Origin of the sequence: Alistipes sp. ZOR0009 (assembly GCF_000798815.1) — a bacterium.
Classification (GTDB): Bacteria; Bacteroidota; Bacteroidia; order Bacteroidales; family ZOR0009; genus Acetobacteroides.
In genome coordinates this window covers 1-20,702 of the sequence record NZ_JTLD01000062.1, presented here as the reverse complement: position 1 = coordinate 20,702, position 20,702 = coordinate 1, and the positions used below count along the sequence as shown (strand labels likewise).

Here is a 20,702-nt window from a genome sequence, read left to right as displayed (position 1 = left end):
TAATTTAAGGCGTTACAAATGACCAGTAACCAAAACCCATTTCAGAAAATTACCAACGACCGGAGCTTTATACTCGATTGCTACATCGAGATGCTGTCGAGGATTAATGAGCATGAGGTAATTTCGCTGATAAAAAGCAACCCGCAAGACTTATCGGCATTAGGTACCGATATCGTTTCGAGCGATAAGGTTATACAGTCGCTGAGCATCTACTTTCAGCTGATGACGCTGGTGGAGGAGAACGGTGCCACGCAGTACCGTCGGAGGATGGAGAACCAGGAGGATATCTTCTCCATTAGAGGTTCGTGGGCCGAGGCCTTTAAAAGCTGGAAGGAGGAGGGCGTAAGCGAGGAGGAGATGCTCGAAGCCATTTCGCAGACGCATGTGATTCCTGTTCTTACGGCGCACCCCACCGAGGCAAAGCGGGTAACGGTAATTGAGATTCACCGCGAGCTTTACCTGCTTCTGGTGCAGCGCGAGAATGTGTCGTTAAGCACCCTCGAGCAGTATGCCATCAGGGAGAAGATCATCAACCTGCTGGAGCGATGGTGGCGCACGGGCGAGATCTACCTGGAGAAACCCGATGTTAGGGACGAAAGGGCCAATACGCTATACTACTTGAGCAAGGTCTTTCCGACCGTTATGGAGAAGAGCGACCAGCAGCTTAAGGGATCGTGGATAGAGATGGGGTTGAATCCGAATAAGATTAAGAATCCAGATCTTTTTCCTAAGATTACATTTGGTAGCTGGGTAGGTGGCGATAGGGATGGTCACCCGCTGGTGACGCCTGCCATTACGCAGGAAACGCTGCTGCTACACCGCAGCAAGGCGCTGGAGCTGGTACGCTCGCAGCTTACAACCCTCGCTAAAAGGCTCTCGATATCGGCAACCAATACTCCGGTTCCCTACCGGCTTACCGAGGCCATCAGCAAGAAGCTGCAGGTGCTAGGCGAGGTTGGCGAGATGGCGGTACGCAGAAATTCGTACGAGCCTTGGCGGCAGTATGTGAACCTAATGCTGCTGCTGCTCGATAATACCATTGCCGGAAATAACGCCGATGCCAATGCGCTATACCGATCGAGCAGGGTGCTTGCCGAGGATCTGAAAAACTTAAGGGATATACTAATAGATAACGGGCTAAAGGGGATTGCCGAGGATTTGCTTTTCCCGATAGAAAGAACCGTTTGCTGCTTTGGCTTTCATCTGGCTAAGCTGGATATCCGCCAAAATAGCACATTCCACGATAGGGCCATCTCACAAATTCTAAAGACCAACGGGGAGAAGGATTTCGACTTCGAGAGCTGGGACGAGGAGAAGCGGGTTAGCTTCTTAAACCGAGCGTTGGAGAATCACTCCCCAATTACGGATATTACCGTGTCGTACGGTCCAGAGGCCGACAATGTGCTGGATTGCTATCGGGTGGTACGCCATCATATAAACCAGTATGGAGCAGATGGTATTGGCGCGTTTATAGTTAGCATGACCCGTAATCTTAGCGATTTGCTGGTGGTGTACCTGCTGATGCGCGAAACCCAGCTGCTTAACACCAGCATACGGGTGGTTCCGCTGCTAGAAACCATCGACGATCTTTATAATGGTCCAAGCATTCTGGAAAAGTTCCTACAGCATCCTATAACCAAGCAGCGCCTGCCCATTATCGCCAATAAGCAGGAGATAATGCTGGGCTACAGCGACAGCAATAAGGATGGCGGAACGATTGCCAGCAAGTGGAATCTCTTTAAGGCAGAAAAGGAGCTGGCTGCCGTTGGCCGACAGCATGGTACCGATGTTTACTTCTTCCATGGCACTGGAGGTACCATAAGCCGAGGTGGTGGTAAGTATCACCGATTCTTAGAGGGGATGCCCCTTAATACGGTGAATGGTACGGTTAAGATTACGGTGCAGGGCGAGTCGGTTGCCCAGCAGTTTGGTAATCCGCTAACGGCCACCTACAACATCAACTCGTTGGCTTCGGGGGTGGCTAAGCAAAATATACTAAGCCGGGCAAATGCCATCGAGGAGGAGTACCCCTACGATACGATGGAGTTCTTGGCGCAAAAGTCGTACGAGCACTACCGAAGCTTGATTGAAACACCTGGGTTCATCAACTTCTACAGCAACGTAACCTGTATAGATGTGCTGGAGAGGAGTAAGATAGGATCGAGGCCAGCGAGACGAACGGGTACCAGAACGCTGAATGACCTGCGAGCTATCCCTTGGGTGTTCAGCTGGAACCTTTCGAGGATTGCCATAACGGGTTGGTTTGGTTTGGGTGAGGCCCTGAAGCTGCTGAAGGAGGAGAAGCCGGAGGCGTTTAACCAGCTCAAGAGGTGGATAAACGATTGGGCCTTCTTCAAGTTCTTGATGATTCAAACCGAAAGCAACCTGATTCTTTCGAATGTGGAGATCATGGAGCTGTACGCCAACCTCGACACCAATGTCGAGGAGCGCGAGCTGTTTATGAGTAAGATACTTGCCGACTTCGAGAATGGCTTTAGGATGGTGGAAGAGCTCTTTGGCGAGCCTGCAGCGGTAAGAAGAGATGGGCAGTACGATAACCTTATGTGGCGAGAGGATAAGCTCAAGGTGCTGCACAACCTCCATTTCAAGTATCTGAAGCAGTGGAGAAGCATTGCTGAGGAGGATAGCTTGGACAAGGAAAAGCTGCTAACCAAGCTGCTTAGCCTAATAAATTCGCTATCTAGCGGCTTAAAAAAGACTGGTTGAGAAACTATCGGTTGGAGGTAAAGCATATTATAATACTACAATGCCGGGCTTGTCCCGGCATTTTTTGCATCCAGTAGCCTATAGAAAAGTAAAGGGTGGGCTAGAGGTGATAATCGTTCACTCTGCTAGGAACGACTACTTGGCATTGTCGCTGGTACTATTATCCACCTTTATGGGTTTAAAGCCATTCTTTATCCAAAGAATCAGGTATACAAGCAGCAATAAAGGAATAAGTACAGGAAGCAGCAGCAGGGCTATGATCTTTCTCCTCTTGCTGACTGGCTTTTGGGGAGGTGCTGCGGTTGGTGCTTCCATTTCCATTTCCATTTCTTCGAGCTCCTCTAGTACCACTTCGGGTTGTGGTGCAGGTTGCGGAGGTAGCAGCGGCACAATAGCCAGGTGGTCGGATGTGTAGCTCTCCATCGACTCTATTTTGTGGGGCCGCCAGCTTTTCTCGAGGTATTGGGTTATTATTCGGCCAGTTGCTTGCATCCCTTTTATATTTACCTTTTTGGAAAACACCTCGTAGGCGTTTAGGAGGTCGGCACACCCGGACTTCTCTAGCAGAATAGCCATTTTGGGATTCTTGGCTACATCTTCGGAGAGGAATCCTTTGAGCGTGCTCATGCCGATGTAGTCCTTATCGTCTCGTTTAAGCCCCATGGCGGCTTCAATACGCTTGCCCTCGGGCGATCCGCTTTGGGTAACAAAGATGAAGGTTTTTACCACCAGCATTTCGTCGATGAGGTAGGTTACCAGATATCCCAGCTTAATGTTGAGGATTTTGAGCTCGAAGTAGAACGCTTCGCTGTTGGGCATGCGTAGTACCTTACCCTGCTCTAGGCTAAGGCAGGCTTGGAAGACGGATACCGACTCGGAGAAGATGCCTATGCGCTCGGTTAGCCGGACTATGGCATGCTGCTGAATGTAGCAGGGGTAGCTTTTACCGTAGGGGAGGCCCAACCGTTCGGAGGCTACCTGTGTCCACCGCACTCCCTTGTTGAGTTCGGGGAATCCCATTTGGTATACCTCGCGCTTTTTGCCATCAAAGTTCAGCTGCCGGTGGTTGGGTATCTCCCGGTTAAATAGAAACACGGGGCTGGTGGACCAGCTATCCTCTAGGCTGGTCATCGGCTTTTCCTTATACGTTTCTTTCGGATAGTATATCCCATATTTAAGGGAGGAGATGTGCGTGCAGAGGTCGTCGAAAAAGTCTTTGCTCTGCTGGTCAACCCCTAGCCAAATATCGATATACTTACTGAGGAGATTATTTATCTCCTTCTTTATCTCCTTCGTATGCGGCCCTACACTGATTTTTTCGCTTTCCATACAGAGGAATATGGAGGTAAGGGTAGTCTTAAAATCGCGTAGCGTTATCTTTTTTCCAGTAAGTAGGAGGATTTCGGTACTTGTTTCAAATGATCTGAAGGCCTGCTTGATGTTTTCGATCACCTCTTTGGAGCGTTGGTCGTTGCAGCCTGGAGTGGCCTCAATAAGGGTGGCTGATATCCGAACTCGAGCAAGCTTATCTTTGCTTTTTTCGTCGAGCAGCTGATATAGATGGTGTATTCCCAGTAGGGAAAACATCCGCTCATTTTTGGCTTTTTGAGCATTAATTAGATGTAGCCGGCGTTGCTTTTCGGCCTGATATTCGTTTACTTTCTTTGTCTTACCTGCTGCCATATCTATTCTTATGCTAATATGGTTTAAAGAGGGCTTTTCGCGGTCTGTAGGTACGCTAATGGGTGAACGAGTACTCAATGTTGTTAAATATATAAAAAAATGCTGGTAAGTTGTAGGACTAGAAGCTAAAAAGAAAGCGGTAAGCTTAAAAAATGGAGGTTGATCTGGAGCCTAGCAGGTGCTTCTTTTGGGGAATGAATGGGAAGTAGCAATATGTATAAAAGGAATGCCCTGCTCTCGCTATTTTGGATTGCAGGGCACAAATCTGTTTCCTATTTTTTTAGCTAAATAGTGAGATTATTACGTGTGAGAGCTCATTCGCCTTTTGGGGGTTGTTGGTGTCATTACATAGTTTCCAGTAGATCAGGTAAGGGTAGGCAATGTTGGGGTTGCGCTTTATTATACGTTCTATTTTTTGGATTGCTTGGGCGGGTCTATCGCCTGTTGCTCCTTTTACGTAAAGCTCGTCACATTCGAAGGATAGATCGTCACCTACAATCTTCTTCATCATAGAGGCGTAATGACGTAGCTGTAAAATATCCTTAGTATAAAATGCTCGGCGATAATTCCAAATGAGCTTAAAGTAGTCGCTACCGCTTTTTTTAAGTTCCTGATCTATCTTTTCTGCTATTATATGCGCTCCTTCGCTAATCGATTTTAGCTCATAAAGCTGCAGGTAGGTGTCTCTGCTAGAGAGCAACCCTCCGTATTTTTGGTCGAGTAGCGTAAGGTATTTGATGGCAGCCTCTTTATCGCCGCTAGATTGTGCTTGCATGCTTCGTTCAAGGAGCGTGTCTAGCTCTTTGTTTTTTATGGTTAGATATGCTGATTCGATGCTGCTTATCCAGTTTCCCTCTTGGTAGCTTAGCATGTCGAAAATGATTATAAGTCCATCATATTCTTTTGTCTTTAATTCGATAATGGACGGTCCAAAAGAGGCTGAAGAGGTACCCAAAAATAGTAGGTGCCCAATATTATCATCGTCGATGTAGAACTTTTTAAAGGTAAGTCTTGAATCCTTTTGCTTATACTGCTTGAAGATGGCTATCAAATTTTCTTTGCCTACTGTGTTTCCTCGGGCAAACTTCCATCGGGTATTTCCATTTGGGAATTTTAGATCGAGAATGGATACGGAATAATGCATTTCTTTAAAGAGAGTAGAGTCTGGAAGGGTAAGTATTTTTTGAACTAATATATTGGCATATTTAGTATGGTGATCTTTGGCATTCTTGTTAATGTGTATCTTAAATGCGATGGTAGCAATAGTAATAGAGGCAATCATCACTAAGATAATGCGAATATCCTTTCTTCGCTTTTGTGAGCGTTTTTCTGCGTCTTCTTTTAACCGCTTGGAGGTTTCTGTTTCTATAAACGATAGGCATCGTTTTTTATCGTATTGGTTACTATCTATCCCACAAAGGATGCCCTTGCTGATATCTCTTTTACTATTTTGACAGAAGTAGCAAAGGTTTTGTTCTCTATATTTCCCTCTTTTCATTTCTTAGTATTGGTTTGTAAATACAGCTATACCTCCCAGAACTTAGGTGAAGCAGTTAAGATTAATGCTGCCTGCAAAGGTATCTTATCTACCTAAAAAGCAAAGGGTGGTACTCTCAAAGCCGCAACTATAGATAGGGCGCTACCCAAACTGCTTGTGCGAGCTGGTGGTGTTGCCTGCTACAGGTGGGCGGCATTCGTAAAATATTTCAAAAAAAGCACAGGCTCGAAAAGTATGCAACTCAGCGCATAGGCAAATTGTGGTAGCCCTATTACCCCGCGAGATGTTCGAACTGGCAGGGTTGGATGGCGAAACTTTCTAAAAAAATGCTAGCTTCGACCGTTGAATTTTTCAACTTTTTGTAATCAAGCTGAGGGATAATTACGCAATCTTTTAATCATCGTGCTTTATAAAAGTAGTTCCAATCCAATAGAGTCAGAAGTTGAGCTTCTTATCGAAAAGCATTCAGCCAACTTAACGGCCTTTTGCATGAGCTACGTTAAGGATCGGATGGTTGCTGAGGAGCTGGTGTCTGACGTGTTTCTCTCCATTTGGAAGAATAGCGATAGGCTAAACGAGATTGGGAACATAAAGGTGTACCTCTACACCTCCGTAAAAAACAAGGCCTTTACCTACCTAAAGCGCAGGCGGGTAATCCGCTCGATAGAGGATCTCCCCTTTGAGGATTTAGCCTATAGGGTGGATTGCGCCGAGGAGGACGAGGAAGAAGAGGAGCTGCTAATACAGAGTATGCTCAAGGAGATCGAGAACCTACCCGAGCGCTGCCGCGATATCTTTAAGCTGGTGAAGATAGATGGCCTAAAGCATCGCGAGGTTGCGGAGATCTTGGATATCTCCATCAAGACGGTGGAGGCGCAGATATCGATAGGTATCAAAAAAATCACCGCTTCGTTAGCTAAATTCTAAAATCCTTTAGGGGTAAATAACAAAACAGGAGTCTTTACTTAAAATTAGTAAAGATGACTTCGGAATACTTTTATACTCTTTTAGGGAAATCAATGGCCGGGGAGCTTACCCCTAAGGAGGCCGAGGAGTTGGATCGGGCCATCAGCGAGAGCGAAGCGTACGCAACCATCGCGCGATATTGGCACAAGGCTAACGGGAGCCGCATTACACGTACCAGCAATGCCGATAAGATTAAGGCGCTGCTTATCTCCAAGATAGAAAACGAGAACAGGCGACGAAGAAGGGTTGTTTTTACCCAGCGAGTTGCCGCATCCATCCTTTTTGCCATCGCCTCGTTGTCGGTGGCCTACTATACCACATTTAGATCCTCATACGAGCTGGTTGCCCAAGCGGGTGTTGGCGCAACCTGTAAAACTACGCTCGAAGATGGTAGCGTTGTTTGGCTTAACTCGGAGAGTAAGCTTTTTGTCGAGAACCATTTCAACAGAAGCATAAGAAGGGTTAAGCTTGAGGGTGAAGGCTACTTTGAGGTAGCTAAGAATCCATCCAAGCCCTTTGTGGTAGGGCTAAAGAGCGGCTGCTCGGTAAAGGTGCTGGGGACGAAGTTCAACATCTCAGCCTACGGTAACGATAGGTTTATCAAAACTTCGGTGCTATCGGGTAAGGTTGCCTTTGGCAACGATAGCCGTAAGGAGCTGCTAACCGCCAACCAGTCGGCCATCTTATCGCTTGCCGATAACGTTTTGAGCAAGAACAGCCACGAGGTAATCCCTGTAGCACCTTGGAAGGGGGGGATGCTTATCTTCTCGGCAACTCCGCTATCTCAGATTAAAAATATCCTAGAACGTAAGTTTGGATCAAAGGTAGTTATTAGCGATCCGGAGCTAAATAACGTGGCGTTAAGCGGGAAGTTTACAACCGAAAGTTTGGCAACCATTCTTGAGCTGCTATCGCTTACCAACCATCTGCAGGTGTCGGAAAGGCAGGGTACTTACTACATAACACGACATAACTCATAGATGGCTGGTTGGTTTAAAATAGGGCTGTTCTACGTTCAGCTGGCGGTAAGTCTGCTGCTTGCTGCTGCTGCGGATTCGCGAGCAGGTAGGGCTGTCTGCCTAAACCAACCTGATAAGGGGCTTGCCCAAACCGTACGATTTAAGTCGCGTATCTGTACCGTAGAGCAGGTTATTGCCGAGATAGAAAGGCAAACGACCTATACGTTTATCTATTCGCCTAGCGATATAATGCTAAACCAGAAGGTGGATATAGGAGCAAAGGTGGTTACTCTTGCCTATTTGATTGGCAGCTGCTTCGAGAGGTGTGGCTATGGATGCGTAGTTATGGGCCGACATATGGCCTTAAACCGTAAAGTTCCACAGCAGGTCGTTGCGGCAATTAGTAGCACTAGGTTATTTAAAGGTGTGGTTATTAGTAGCATTGATTCTACTCCAGTAGTAGGCGCCTCCATCTACACTTCCGATAAGGCTTTTGGTACCACCAGCGATTGGGAAGGCCAGTTTAGCTTAAAAGTTGATGCGCAGGTTCATCAGCTGGTAGTTTCGGCGTTGGGATATAAGCCGGTGAGCATCCCGCTTTCTGGTAGCCCCAGTACCGTTGTTTTAGAACCATCGATGCTCGAGTTAGATGAGGTTTGTGTTATTGGGTATGGGGCAGTTCCGCGTATGAATACCATTGGAGCCACGCAAACAGTGGAGCTAAAGGAGATGAAGCCTGTGGGCAACACCTTCTCGAATCTGCTAAGCGGTAGGATATCGGGGCTGGGTATAACCGAGTCGTCTGGAGCAATAGCCTCTGCCAATACCCTATTTTTTAGGGGAATAAACTCGCTTTTCGATGAGGCCAATGCCCCTCTGATTGTAATTGACGACATTCCTCTATACGGTATCGGAAAGCACTACAACTCCACCTACTTTCATAACATGGAGATGCCAATGTTCTCGATAATGGGGGTGAAGTATAAGGATGTTTTAAACTGGATGATGGGTTCTGAGTTTGAGCGCAATCCCTTTTCGTACATCAACCTAAACGATGTGGAGTCGATTAAGGTGCTGAAGGATACCTACTCGACCTCTATCTTTGGATCAAGGGCATCGGGAGGGGTGGTTATGATTACCACCAAGAAGGGGAATGGTAGTCCGTTTAAGCTAAACATTGGCTACAGCCACTCGGTGAGCTTACCTTGCAATTCGGAGCCTTTACTTTCAGGCGCAGAGTATGCTAAAATATACACCACCGTTTACAAAAAAATTAAAGGGCTAGATCTTCAGTTTCCAAGCAACGTTAATACCAGCTGGCCTAAGGAGCTTATTCGAGCAGGGAGTAATAACTCGGTAAATGTATCGGGAAGCGGGGTGAAGGGGAGTACTAAGTACTACACCAGTTTAAGCTACAGCTCGCAGCAGGCGTATATCCGAAACAACAATTTCAACAGCATTACCGGACGGTTAAACCTGAGTATGCCTTTTAGCGGTGTGCTGAGCTTCTCCTCGGCCAACTCGATTTCGTACGTTAATAATAAGTCTATTAATGCCCAGACGCTATATGCCTACTCGCTGCTAAAACCATCGAATATTAGCGTGTTTGACGAGAATGGGGAGTACACCTTTGGTAAAGGAGGCAATCCTGTGGGGGCAATTTATATAAATCCGCTTGATAATAGTAGCACAAACTACCTGAAAGATTTGCGCGTTACCTCGAGCAACTCGCTAAAGGTAAGATTGCCTTGGGGATTTACATGGAACAGCAACGCCGGGGTAGAGGTGCTCTACAATAGGATGCTTAGCATGGATACTCCCTTATTTAGTAAGGAAAAGGAGCTGGGATTGGAGGAGCTGCTGCTTAACTATAAAATTGTTGCCGATAACTTTTTGGAGCTAAATAGAAATTCTCAATATGGGCATCTATTCCTAACGGGAGGATTAAGCCTAGAAAAATCGAATGAGTTTAGGCAAAGAACGCAGTCTAAGGATGTGATTAATGCCCGAACAACCTCGAATGTAAATACCGTTTCCATAAGGGAAAACAACGAATATGCGCTGGCGGCCTACTTTGTGAGGGGGATGTACTCCTACAGGGATAGGTACCTCGCTGGCTTTACCTATCGTGTCGATGGCTCTTCGCGCTTTAGCAAGATGAACCGATACGCCCATTCTCCAGCGCTGTCGGTAGGATGGAACCTCGATAAGGAGAGCTGGTATGACGTACCTAAGCTCGATAATGTGAAGCTGAGGCTGAGCTACGGCATCACCAATATAGATGCAGCGGCCTACTACTATTCGAGGTACAACCAGTACGAGTTTTTAAATGATGTAACCTACTGGGGATTACCTATTCTTTCTATTAAATACCAAGGTATTCCGCAGCTAAAATGGGAAACGCTATCAACCCTGAATGCGGGAGTGGATCTTAGCGCGTTTAGCAGCTCGCTGAATATTTCGGTCGACTGCTACCATAAGGTTACCCACGATATGCTCATTTACTCCGATGTTCCCTTAATGACAGGCGCCCACCGCCAGCTTATTAATGGTGGTAAGATGCAGAATCGGGGTGTTGAGGTTGGTATTTCGTACAGAGGTAAATTGGCTCGCGGCCTGCAGTGGAATTTGGCCGCTAATGTAGCGTCGAACAGCAACAAGATACTTTCGTTAGGTGGTGCTACCAGCTTTAGAACGGAGAAGGAGGGAGGATATAAGAATTTTGAGGTAGGAAAGGCTGCTGGGCAGTTTTTTCTTTACGATTGGGCAGGGGTAAATCCAGCCAATGGAAATCCGCTATGGCGCCTAAATGATGGAACCATAACCGAGGTTGCTCCCGAAGGCGTAGATGGAGGAGCCTTGAACCGTCGGAATATGGGAACGGCTACTCCGCTCTTTTTTGGAGGATTTAGCTGTGGAATGGAGTATGCCAACTTTAAGGTAGATGCCAGCTTCTCGTTCTCGTATGGCAATAAGCTTTTTAATGGCACCAAGGCTACATTGATGTCCTACACGGCCAACGAGGTTAACAACCTTTCGAAGGATATGCAGGAATATTGGAAGATTAAGGGGCATGTTACCTCGGTGCCAGCGCTAATCAATAAGTCGATTGTGATGAAGCCCAACGGAGATATACTAGACTATACCATCAGCCGATTAAGCTCAAGGTTTCTCGAAGATGCCTCGTTTGTCAGGATGAAGAGCATAACGGCAACCTATACCATTCCGAACATTTTCAAGAGCGGAACGGAGGTGAAGCTTTACCTACAGGGGCTTAACCTGCTAACGCTAACTAGATATACCGGCTTAGATCCGGAGGCCTCTGTTTTCGGTTCGTCGCTGCTTAAAAGCGGCTACGACGAGATGACAATGCCTACGGCAAAGACTTTTATTGTTGGAGTAAACCTAAGCCTTTAAGATTTGACCCTAATTTTAAAATAAACCGATATGAACAAATTTTTGAAAACTCTATCAGTGGTGGCAGTTGCCTTTGCCATTGCTGGTTGCGAGAAGGATGATTTGAAGAGTGACCTCACGGGGGTTACGGAATTTTCTTTTACGAATGATGCTGTAAAGAGCTACGCGTTCACTGTCGATCAGGATGCTATGGTTATTCAAAATGCCGACAGCCTTCCTAAAGGTACCGATGTAAGTAAGCTTGTTGCCAACTTTACTACGGTTCACGAAAAGGTGATCGTGAAGGTGGGTACCCAGATTCAGGTAAGCGGAGTAACAGCAAACGATTATGCTAACCCTCTAAAGTTTGACGTTTACGCCGAAAATGGAACGCTCAAGTCGTACACCGTTAAGGTAAACGTGGCCAAGATCGATCCAAACTGGCAGTTTATTCCTATGGGCGAAGCAGGATTCCCAGCCTACACTTGGTCTTCTGTAGTTTACTACAAGGGAACCTACGTGATGGCTAACATTCAGTCGCTTCCTTTTGGATCGCTTAGCTTCCACGACTACTACACATCGAAAGATTTGAAGACATGGACACTTGCACCTATCGACTGGAGTGCCGTTACTAATCCAAATCAGCGCGATCGCCAGCTTCCTTACCCTCAATCGGCGTTGCTTGTTGCCAACGACAACCTTTGGCAAATAGGCGGTCTTTGCCCAATGGCCCAAATAGAGGATCGTGACGGTAAGGCAGATAACAATATAGACAACTGGGGATCGGTTTACAACTGGGTACGAAAAACTCAGGACGTAAAGAATTGGGCAATGGTTAATGCCGAGTTTATTGGGGCTAAGGAGAGGGTTGATACCATCTTCTCACCTAGGGCTAACTTTAACACCGTTAGCTTTAACAACAAGCTATGGGTTATTGGCGGTCATAGCGTTGCCTATGGCTCTTTGATGACCAACAACCCAATGAATGACGTATGGTCCTCTGCCGATGGTGTTAAATGGAAAAAGGTAAAGATCAACGACAAGAAGGAGAACTTCCCACCACGTACCGACGGAGCTGTTGTTTCCTACAAGGGAAAAATGTGGATGATTGGAGGTGCTCTTAATACAGGTAGCGCATGGGCTCCAACTTGGCAGTACAAAAACGACATCTGGACAAGTACCGACGGGGTTACTTGGACCGAAGTGGCCTCAACTAAGCCTTTCTCTGCTCGTAGCGGACAAGCCGTTTTCGTGTACGACGATAAGCTTTACATGATTGGTGGCCAGGATGCAAATGGGAAGTTGGGTGATTTCCTTGTATCGGAAGATGAAGGAAAAACATGGAATGCGGTAGCAGATAAGAAGGCTTTGCCTGCCTCTTTCACTCCACGTTCGCGCCACAGCGTTACCGTTAGCCAAGACGGAAAGATTGCAATCATTGGTGGCTTTAAAACAGAAGAGAATAAGACGGATGTTCCTATTCGCGATGTATGGAGCTGCTATTTGAATAGAATTAAGTAGCTGTTGTTATAAAAAAGGATGCAGTAGTTGCCTCTACTGCATCCAAACCCTAATTTTAAAATAAAGAGAGAATGTTTAGAATGCTGCGTCTGATATTGGCATTCTGCACCTTCCTACCCTTAATTTCAATTGGCCAAATTACTAAAAATACTGGTTTGTTGGCAAAAGATGTTAAAGGTCGGGTTACATGTGCTGCAGATAAGTCGCCGATTATTGGAGGAACTGTTCTTGTGAAGGGCACGACCAAAGGAGTTGTTACCGATATTGATGGGAACTATTCCATCAAGGCGGAAGCTAATGATGTACTCGTCTTTTCATGTATCGGTTTTGAGCCTCAGACCATTGTGGTTAAAGCTAGCCGGGTTATAAACGTCATGTTAAACGAGGAAACTAAGAATATTACCGAGCTGGTAGTTGTGGGCTACGGCAAGCAGGACCGTCGAAGTATTACGGGGGCCGTATCTACGGTTAAAGCAGAAAAGCTGCAAAAAATTGCCACCAGCTTGGATAATGCGTTGCTAGGAAAGGTTGCCGGATTGCATGTTGCCTCATCGTCTGGTGTTCCTGGTAGTGCTACGCTAATGTCCATAAGAGGAATAAGCACCCTATATGGCGAAAACAACTCGCCGCTATACGTGATTGACGGAGTGCCTATCTATGGCACGGGTCGCGATTTCAACAACACCTCCTTCAATAACTCCTCCGTAAAGTGGGCCTCTATGAACGGTGGAAACGAGGATGTTATCACCAGAGGTATTGGGCAGGAATTTGAGAAAAATCCTCTTGCCAACCTAAATCCCGACGATATCGAGTCGATTGAGGTGCTCAAGGATGCCTTTTCGACTGCTATATACGGTTCGCGTGGTGCCAATGGGGTGATTCTTATTACCACCAAAAAGGGAAGTCGCGAAAAGGTAAAGGTTGATATTCAGTATTCGACTACGATAAGCAACCCCTTAAAGCTTCCGAAGCTGCTAAATGGGGAGGAGTATAGCCAGGTTTACAACGCCTACTATAAGCCCTATGGGGTTAAGTTTACCGCAACGGAGAATACGAACTGGCTCGATCAGGTGATAAGACCTGCCTACTCGCATAACGTAAACGCCTCCCTGTCGGGTGGATCTGAAAAAAGTTCCTACTACTTCAGCCTTTCTGGTATTAACCAGGAGGCATATATAAAGAAGAATAGCTTTGAGCGTTACTCATCTCGCCTTAACATCGAAAGCAAGCTTTCCAAGAAATTTACCTTTGGAACTAGCATAAACGTATCCTTTACCCGAAACAACTCGCTTAATGCTCAATCTGTATTTAGGGAAGCTGCGATGAAGGCACCAAACTTGGCCATATATAATGCTGACGGAAGCTACAAGTACGGCTACGAGGGGAATGCCTACGGTAATCGTTCGTGGAACCCGGTGGCAAAACTAAATAATACGGCCTATTCGGATGACTATAGAACCGTTGCAAATATGTTTTTGGAGTATAACCCATTCACTTGGCTTTCCTTAAAGTCGGAGCTCGGTACAGACTTTTTGGCAACGCGAACCTATAGCCGTCAGGCCGAAACGCCAGATTTAAAGGGCGGACAGGCAACCGAAAGCAACGGGATAAACCGAAAGGTGGTGGTAAATAATACGGCAAACTTCCAAAAGAGCATAGGCATGCATTTGCTGCAGGGAGTTGTTGGACAAAGCTACGAAACATCGGTGGAAAGCCGTAATGGCCTTTCGGGAACAGGCTTTATGGACGATAAGGTGCTGAGCATCGGTTCGGCAGAGACAAAAAAGGTGATGGCTGCCAATACGCAGAAGTGGGCCTTGATATCTGCATTCGTAAGGTTTAACTACATGTTCAACGGTCGCTATATGCTTGGTGCTACCTATAGGCTCGATGGCTCCTCTCGCTTTAACAGGGATAACCGATATGTGGGGACGCCTTCGTTTTCGGCAGGATGGAAGCTCTCGGAGGAATCTTTCTTTAAGCAGTTTAAGTTTATAGATGAAATTAAGCTTCGGGCAAGCTACGGCCTTTCGAGGGTCGACGGATCGGGTGGATACTACGGAAACGTAGGGCAGTACACCTCGGTTACCGACGTTTCGTACAACGGAACGCCAATACTAGGCTACAAGCAGCCCGGCAATCCATACCTAAGATGGGAGAAGACCAACTCGACCGATATTGGTTTAGACCTCTCGTTCCTGCAGCGTAGAATTACCTTTCAGGTAGACTACTACTACAAGAAGACCACCGACATGCTTTACGCCTCTTCCGTTCCATTGTTTATGGGTATCAGCTCCCAGCCTCAGAATATTGGCGATATGGAGAATCAGGGTTTTGAGGTGTCTATTAACACGGTTAACTACTCGAGCAAGGATTTTACGTGGACTACCAACGTAAACCTTTTTCGGAATGTAAACAAAATACTTAAGCTGAACTTTAGTGGGGCAGACCCCGCAGGTGCCGATCGTGGCTACAAGTATTTCAAGGAGGGACAGGCTGCCGGACAGTTTTACCTTTACGAGTGGGCTGGTGTTGATCCCAAAACAGGGAATTCGCTTTGGGTTTGGGCAGATGGTACGGTTAACACCACGCCTCCCGCTTCCGATCCAAAGAAAGGACCGCTCAACAGGAAGGTGTTTGGTACGGCGCTGCCTAAAATCGCAGGAGGCTTTACCAACTCGTTTAGGTACAAAAATTTTGACCTTAACGTGCTCTTCTCCTTCTCGTATGGTAATAAAATGATGAATGGAACCAATGCAACGCTGTTGACCTACACAACTCTGGATGCAAATAACTTAAGCAAGGATATTTTGGACTACTGGAAGATTAATGGGCACAACACCTCAATTCCGAAGCTCAATAACAGCTCAATTGTGATGTCGTCGGGGGGTACAATGGGGACAGACCATTCTGTTTCGCGACAAAGCTCACGCTTTTTAGAGGATGCCTCGTATCTGCGCTTAAAGAATATTGAGCTGGCCTACACTTTGGATACTAAAATGAGTAAGCTGAAGTTCTTCGACTACGTAAAGGCGTTTGTTGCTTGCTCTAACGTATTCACCATTACCAGCTATTCTGGGTTAGATCCTGAGGTTAGCGCGTTTGGGTCATCGGCAGTAATGTCTGGCTACGACGAGCTAACGATGCCGCAAACTCGAACCGTACAGGTTGGATTAAAATTTGGACTATAATGCGAGCTACTATGAAAAAGATGCTTTTTTATGCTGCTCTGCCAGCAGTAATGCTATTGGCAACATCGTGCGACTCTTGGCTCGACCTTGCACCCGAAGATACGCTAACAGAGGAGCGTGCTTTCGAAAGTGAGAAGTCGGTAGAGTCGATTCTTGCCGGAACCTACCACTCCTTTTACCAAGCGGTACTTGGTAGTGGTTCAACCTACTATCCGGGCTTTATTATTGGCGATCAAACTACCGATGTGCTACATCTTAGCAATGAGAATAACAGCTTTGTTAATGCCACCTTCGATTACGACGATCAATCCATAAAGGATATCTGGTCGACCTACTATACTGCGGTAAATAACGCCAACGTTATTATTACCAACATTCCCAAGTATGCAAAGTATAGCGAGGCGGCTCGTAGTAGGCAGCTGGCAGAGGCTTCTTTCCTCCGCGCTTACCTCTACTTCGATTTGCTAAAATTCTTTGGCGATGGTGCGCTGTTGGGGCAGATGCAGGGGCTAGGACTTCCGCTTCAGCTAAAGCCTTACAACGGTTACGATGGCTCGCAAATAATTCCTCGCTCAACAAACGAGCAGGTGTACGAGCAGGTGGTAAAAGATTTGTCGTTTGCAGTAGCCAATCTCCCTGCCAGCTATGGTAGCGATCAAAAGAATGGTGCTCGTGCAACAAAGCTTTCGGCCTCGGCATTGCTTTCGAGGGTTTACCTGTATAAGCACGATTTTGCGAAGGCCGCTAAGTTTGCTAAGGATGTAATTGATGGCGGTGTTTATGGGCTTTCGACATTTACCGAGCTATTCCCATACAACGAGAAGGGTAAGTTTATTCCCATTCCGCTTACCAAGGAGCATATTTTTGCCCTTCCTATTAGCAGCAATGGAAGTCAAAGCACCCAGTATAACACCAATAACTTGGGCTCTGCCTACTACTACAAAAGCTCCTACTGGATCGAAAAGGCGTTTATTCGCTCGCACGAGAAGGGGGATCAGCGGGTTAGCAAGCTAATGTATCTTGGTTTCCCAGATAGGCAGGTTAACGACTCTACCACCTTTAAGTTTAATAATTCTGATGGAAGAGACAACGTTCCGCTAATTCGTTACGCCGAGATTCTGCTAACTAGAGCCGAAGCGCTTGCTCGCGAAGATGGGGTAAATGCAGAATCGGTTGCGCTACTGAATCAGGTGCGCGGACGCGCTATTCCTGGGGTTACACCTTTGGTGGTTTCCAACTTTGTAAGCGCGCAGGAGCTGCTTGATCGCATTTTGAGGGAGCGATTTATCGAGCTTGCATTCGAGGGACAAAATCGCTACGATTTAATACGAACTGGTCGCCCGTTGAAAAACAAAACGCTACCCGATAATAAGAAGGTGCTTCCAATACCTCAAAGCGAGGTGGATATAAGCAAGGGCGTAATCAAGCAAAACCCCGGCTTTTTGTAGCCAACGGTTTTGAAAACCTTGAGAAATAGGATTTCTCTTGCCGGATAACGAATATAAACATGGCAATAGCCGATTGAAAATAGGAGCGGAGGTTAACGCCATAGCGCTCTTTAAACAAACAAGTACAATGAAAAGATTTTTGATTTTAGGTGTGATGGCTTTATTTGCAGCCTCATCATTATATGCACAAACAAAGGGTGCAGCCTCTCAAAAGAAGGAGATTACCGTAAAAGGGAAGCTGCAATTTACCAAGGATCCCTTTAATAGGACCTACGTAGATTATGGAATAAGGCTATCGAAGGGAAAAGGGGACAAGAAGGTGGAGCTGATGAGGGTTACTCCTGATGCCAATGGCAACTTTTCCTTTAAGGTAGATGCAACCAACCCGCAGCTATACAACCTAAGCGTTTACGGCATTGAGTACGTAGATTTTTGGGCCCATAAGGACGATCTTACCATAAATGTGCGCGGTGTAGATACCTGCCGCTACCTTGTAAAAAATCCTCCTTTTGTTTACATCGAAGGTTCGGAGGATAACAACGTGCTGAACTTGGTAAGCCAAGCTACTTACTTAAACTACCAGCGTATGATTCTTACCTACCAGGAGGATTATAAGGCAGGACAAACAAAAGATTCTGTTTGGCACGAGTGCGTAAGAAACAACATCAGAGCATTAGACAAGGATTTGAATGAGCGTATTAGGCTTATTGTAAGAATGTACAAAGATCGCCCAACAGTTCTTTACGCCGTAAACATGTTAGACAAGAAGGTGGATAGAGAGCTAATCTTGAATACCTACGATGTGCTTATTAAGAAGTTCCCTTGGTTTACCGAGGCAAAGGAGGCAAAAGAGAGCTTCCTAAAGAATGAAAATCAGGAAAAGCTGCTAGCTATTGGCGCAGTTGCTCCAGACTTTACATTTCCTAACCTTGATGGCAAGATGGTTAGCCTAAAAGATTTAAGAGGTAAGCTGCTTATTGTTGATTTCTGGGCATCATGGTGTGGTCCATGCCGTCAGGAAACCCCAAATATCAAGGCCGTTTACGAAAAGTATAAGGATAAGGGGCTAGAGGTGCTTAGCGTTTCTATTGACAAGAAGGAGAGCGACTGGAGAAAGGCCGTAGAAGAGGATAAGCTAACATGGTTGCAGCTTAACGCTAAAGATTCGAAGAAGCTTATGCAGGATTACCAGTTCAGCGGAATCCCTTACATCATTCTCATTGATAAGGATGGAAAGTTTGTCGCCAAAAATATTAGGGGCGAAAAGATAGAGGCAGCCGTAAAAAAGGCGCTTAACCTGTAATCACAAACCTGTTAGGTGGAGCCGAAAGGCTCCACTCAACGAATAAACTACCAAGATGAAAAAGATACTTTTTCTTTTAGTTGCCATATTGGCCACCTCGTTGGCTGCCCATTCACAAATGGCCGCGGCTAAAAAGGTGCCACGCATCATCTCGTGCTCGCTGCAAACCGAGATGTCCGTTCAGCGCGCATACGCCGCCGTGTGCGATGTGAATAGCTACCCCAAGCTATCTGGTGGATTAATAACCAGCGTTACTAACGTTGGTTCCTCTACCGATAAAATTACGGTGACGCTGAATAGCGGAAAAAAATACGACTTTACCCTTACCCCAAACACTAACTATAACACGCTATCCTTCTCTCTTACTTCCCCCAAAGAGTACGAGAATATAGGGTTTATCATCATTGTCGACGAAGCTGGCGATGGTACCAAGCTGGGCATATCGGCATCGGGCGATGTAAGCTCATCGGTTCGAGATGCTGCTAAAAACGTAATGGAACCTATTTTTAATGCTTTACTGCAAGGCTTTAAATCGTTAGAATAGCACTTTGTATAAAAAGGGAAGCAACCCTTCCCTTTTTATAACAACCTTCATCCATCTCTATATGGACGAAGCTACAAACGGTATATTCCCGCTTCTTACACGAACCGGGGAGCGCTACCTAAATCAATAATATATTGTTATGAGAAAAATAGTAATGAGCTTAAGTGTTGTGGCACTTATGTTCACGGTTATGCCTATGCAGGCTGCTAAGCTAGCTATGGGAAATAGGGGAGCCGACTCCGTTGCTGTAGATGGAGGGATTCTCTTTAGCCACGATGCTTGGGCCGACATTCTTAAGCGGGCAAAATCCGAAAATAAGATGATTTTTATGGATTGCTACACCTCGTGGTGTGGCCCCTGCAAGGTTTTGGCTAAAACGGTATTTAAGGATGCCGACGTAGCGAGCTTGATGAACGATAAGTTTATCAACGTTAAGGTTGATATGGAAAAAGGCGAGGGGGTAGACCTTAAAAATAGGTTCGAGGTAAAAGCTTTCCCTACGCTCCTTTTCTTTACCCCTAGCGGCGAGGTGGAACATCGTATTGTAGGCTCGGTGCCTGTTAACGAGTTTATAAGGGAGGCAAATGTTGCGCTGTCGGGTAAAGGGTTAAACTCCTTTATAAAGAAATACAAGGCGGGTGTGCGCGATACCGCCTTCCTAAAGGAGTATATCAAGATCGTAAACGCATCCTACCTTAAGGAGGAGGCTAAGGCAGCCTCTATGGAGCTGATTACCGCTTTGGGAATGCCCTACATGCTAACACCAGAGGGATGGAATATCTTTAAGGAGAATATAAACGATACCTATTCGGCTCAGTTTCTCTACTTCTGGAAGAATCGACCCCTATTTGCCGAAAAGGTAGGACAGGCGGAGGTAAATAGGAAGACAAACCTATCATGGAATATGCAGGCTTACTCCTTTACCAAAAATGTGGGAGATAAATGGCTGTTTGATGAGGCAGGCTTTGGCAAGTACCTCGAATACATGAAGTCGATGGACGTTAAGAACATTGAGGATGTGAAGTTTTACGCCCTAGTTGATGCCTATGGTAAGATGGGGAAATGGAGCAGCTTTGCCGATTTGATAGATGCGCGCATAAAGACTAAGGACGATGTAGATCTGATGATGCTTTACAACTATCCCATGCGCTTAGAGCAGAAGTGTACTGATATAAAGGTGCGCAAGCGTGCAATTGCCTGGGTTGATTTGGGTATTAAGCGTGCATCGGCCAACGAATCGACCAAAATGTGGCTCGATAGCCTTGTAAAGCTCAAGGAGAGCCTCTCTAAACCCAGTTCCACCAAGAAGTAAGATGTTTAATATTTGCACATCGGCTGTTGCATGCCCATTTTAGAGTAAAAGGGATGCAGGATGATGCTGCTTTAATATAATAGTATGGCAAAAAAGACGTTACTTTTAATTGTACTAGCAGTGGTAGGTGCTAGCATGGCCTTTGCCCAGCTTT

At 46.1% G+C, this 20,702-nt stretch carries 12 protein-coding genes; 10 read left to right on the top strand and 2 right to left on the bottom strand.

What is annotated here, in order from left to right; translation table 11 throughout:
• The first annotated feature begins 18 nt into the window (after window positions 1–18).
• Window positions 19–2,727 carry a phosphoenolpyruvate carboxylase gene (locus tag L990_RS15435; protein WP_047451222.1) on the top strand — a complete coding sequence of 903 codons (2,709 nt, stop codon included), beginning with the start codon at window positions 19–21 and terminating at the stop codon, window positions 2,725–2,727.
• A 135-nt stretch (window positions 2,728–2,862) separates the two neighbouring features.
• Here the strand turns inward: L990_RS15435 and L990_RS15430 are convergent, their stop codons facing one another.
• Window positions 2,863–4,488 (bottom strand): hypothetical protein, encoded by a 1,626-nt coding sequence (locus tag L990_RS15430; RefSeq protein WP_156121634.1) that lies wholly within the window; start codon window positions 4,486–4,488, stop codon window positions 2,863–2,865.
• Between the two features lie 202 nt (window positions 4,489–4,690).
• Window positions 4,691–5,908, bottom strand: coding sequence for a hypothetical protein (locus tag L990_RS15425; protein WP_047451218.1), 1,218 nt, complete (start codon window positions 5,906–5,908; stop codon window positions 4,691–4,693).
• Window positions 5,909–6,310: 402 nt separating this feature from the next.
• Here L990_RS15425 and L990_RS15420 point away from each other — a divergent pair, with 402 nt between their 5' ends.
• The 9 genes from L990_RS15420 to L990_RS19425 all read left to right on the top strand — a co-directional run bounded on the left by L990_RS15420 (window position 6,311) and on the right by L990_RS19425 (window position 20,548).
• On the top strand, window positions 6,311–6,835 hold the full coding sequence (locus tag L990_RS15420) for an RNA polymerase sigma factor (protein ID WP_197057310.1): 525 nt from the start codon (window positions 6,311–6,313) through the stop codon (window positions 6,833–6,835).
• 53 nt (window positions 6,836–6,888) lie between these two features.
• Window positions 6,889–7,854, top strand: coding sequence for a FecR family protein (locus L990_RS15415; protein WP_081981750.1), 966 nt, complete (start codon window positions 6,889–6,891; stop codon window positions 7,852–7,854).
• The gene (locus tag L990_RS15410) at window positions 7,855–11,250 is read left to right on the top strand and encodes a SusC/RagA family TonB-linked outer membrane protein (RefSeq protein ID WP_047451212.1); all 3,396 of its coding nucleotides are present in this window, start codon (window positions 7,855–7,857) and stop codon (window positions 11,248–11,250) included. It begins immediately after the preceding gene.
• 30 nt (window positions 11,251–11,280) lie between these two features.
• The gene (locus L990_RS15405; RefSeq protein WP_047451210.1) at window positions 11,281–12,750 is read left to right on the top strand and encodes a DUF6242 domain-containing protein; all 1,470 of its coding nucleotides are present in this window, start codon (window positions 11,281–11,283) and stop codon (window positions 12,748–12,750) included.
• 71 nt (window positions 12,751–12,821) lie between these two features.
• Window positions 12,822–15,941, top strand: a complete 3,120-nt coding sequence (locus L990_RS15400) for a SusC/RagA family TonB-linked outer membrane protein (RefSeq protein ID WP_081981748.1) — start codon at window positions 12,822–12,824, stop codon at window positions 15,939–15,941.
• Between the two features lie 11 nt (window positions 15,942–15,952).
• Window positions 15,953–17,389 carry a RagB/SusD family nutrient uptake outer membrane protein gene (locus L990_RS15395; protein ID WP_197057309.1) on the top strand — a complete coding sequence of 479 codons (1,437 nt, stop codon included), beginning with the start codon at window positions 15,953–15,955 and terminating at the stop codon, window positions 17,387–17,389.
• Between the two features lie 127 nt (window positions 17,390–17,516).
• A complete protein-coding gene (locus tag L990_RS15390) occupies window positions 17,517–18,692 on the top strand; it encodes a TlpA family protein disulfide reductase (RefSeq protein WP_156121633.1) in 1,176 nt (391 codons plus the stop codon).
• A 55-nt stretch (window positions 18,693–18,747) separates the two neighbouring features.
• Window positions 18,748–19,236: a hypothetical protein gene (locus tag L990_RS15385; protein ID WP_156121632.1), complete on the top strand. Its 489-nt coding sequence runs from the start codon at window positions 18,748–18,750 to the stop codon at window positions 19,234–19,236.
• A 139-nt stretch (window positions 19,237–19,375) separates the two neighbouring features.
• Window positions 19,376–20,548 carry a thioredoxin family protein gene (locus tag L990_RS19425; RefSeq protein WP_081981746.1) on the top strand — a complete coding sequence of 391 codons (1,173 nt, stop codon included), beginning with the start codon at window positions 19,376–19,378 and terminating at the stop codon, window positions 20,546–20,548.
• The last annotated feature ends 154 nt before the right edge of the window (window positions 20,549–20,702 follow it).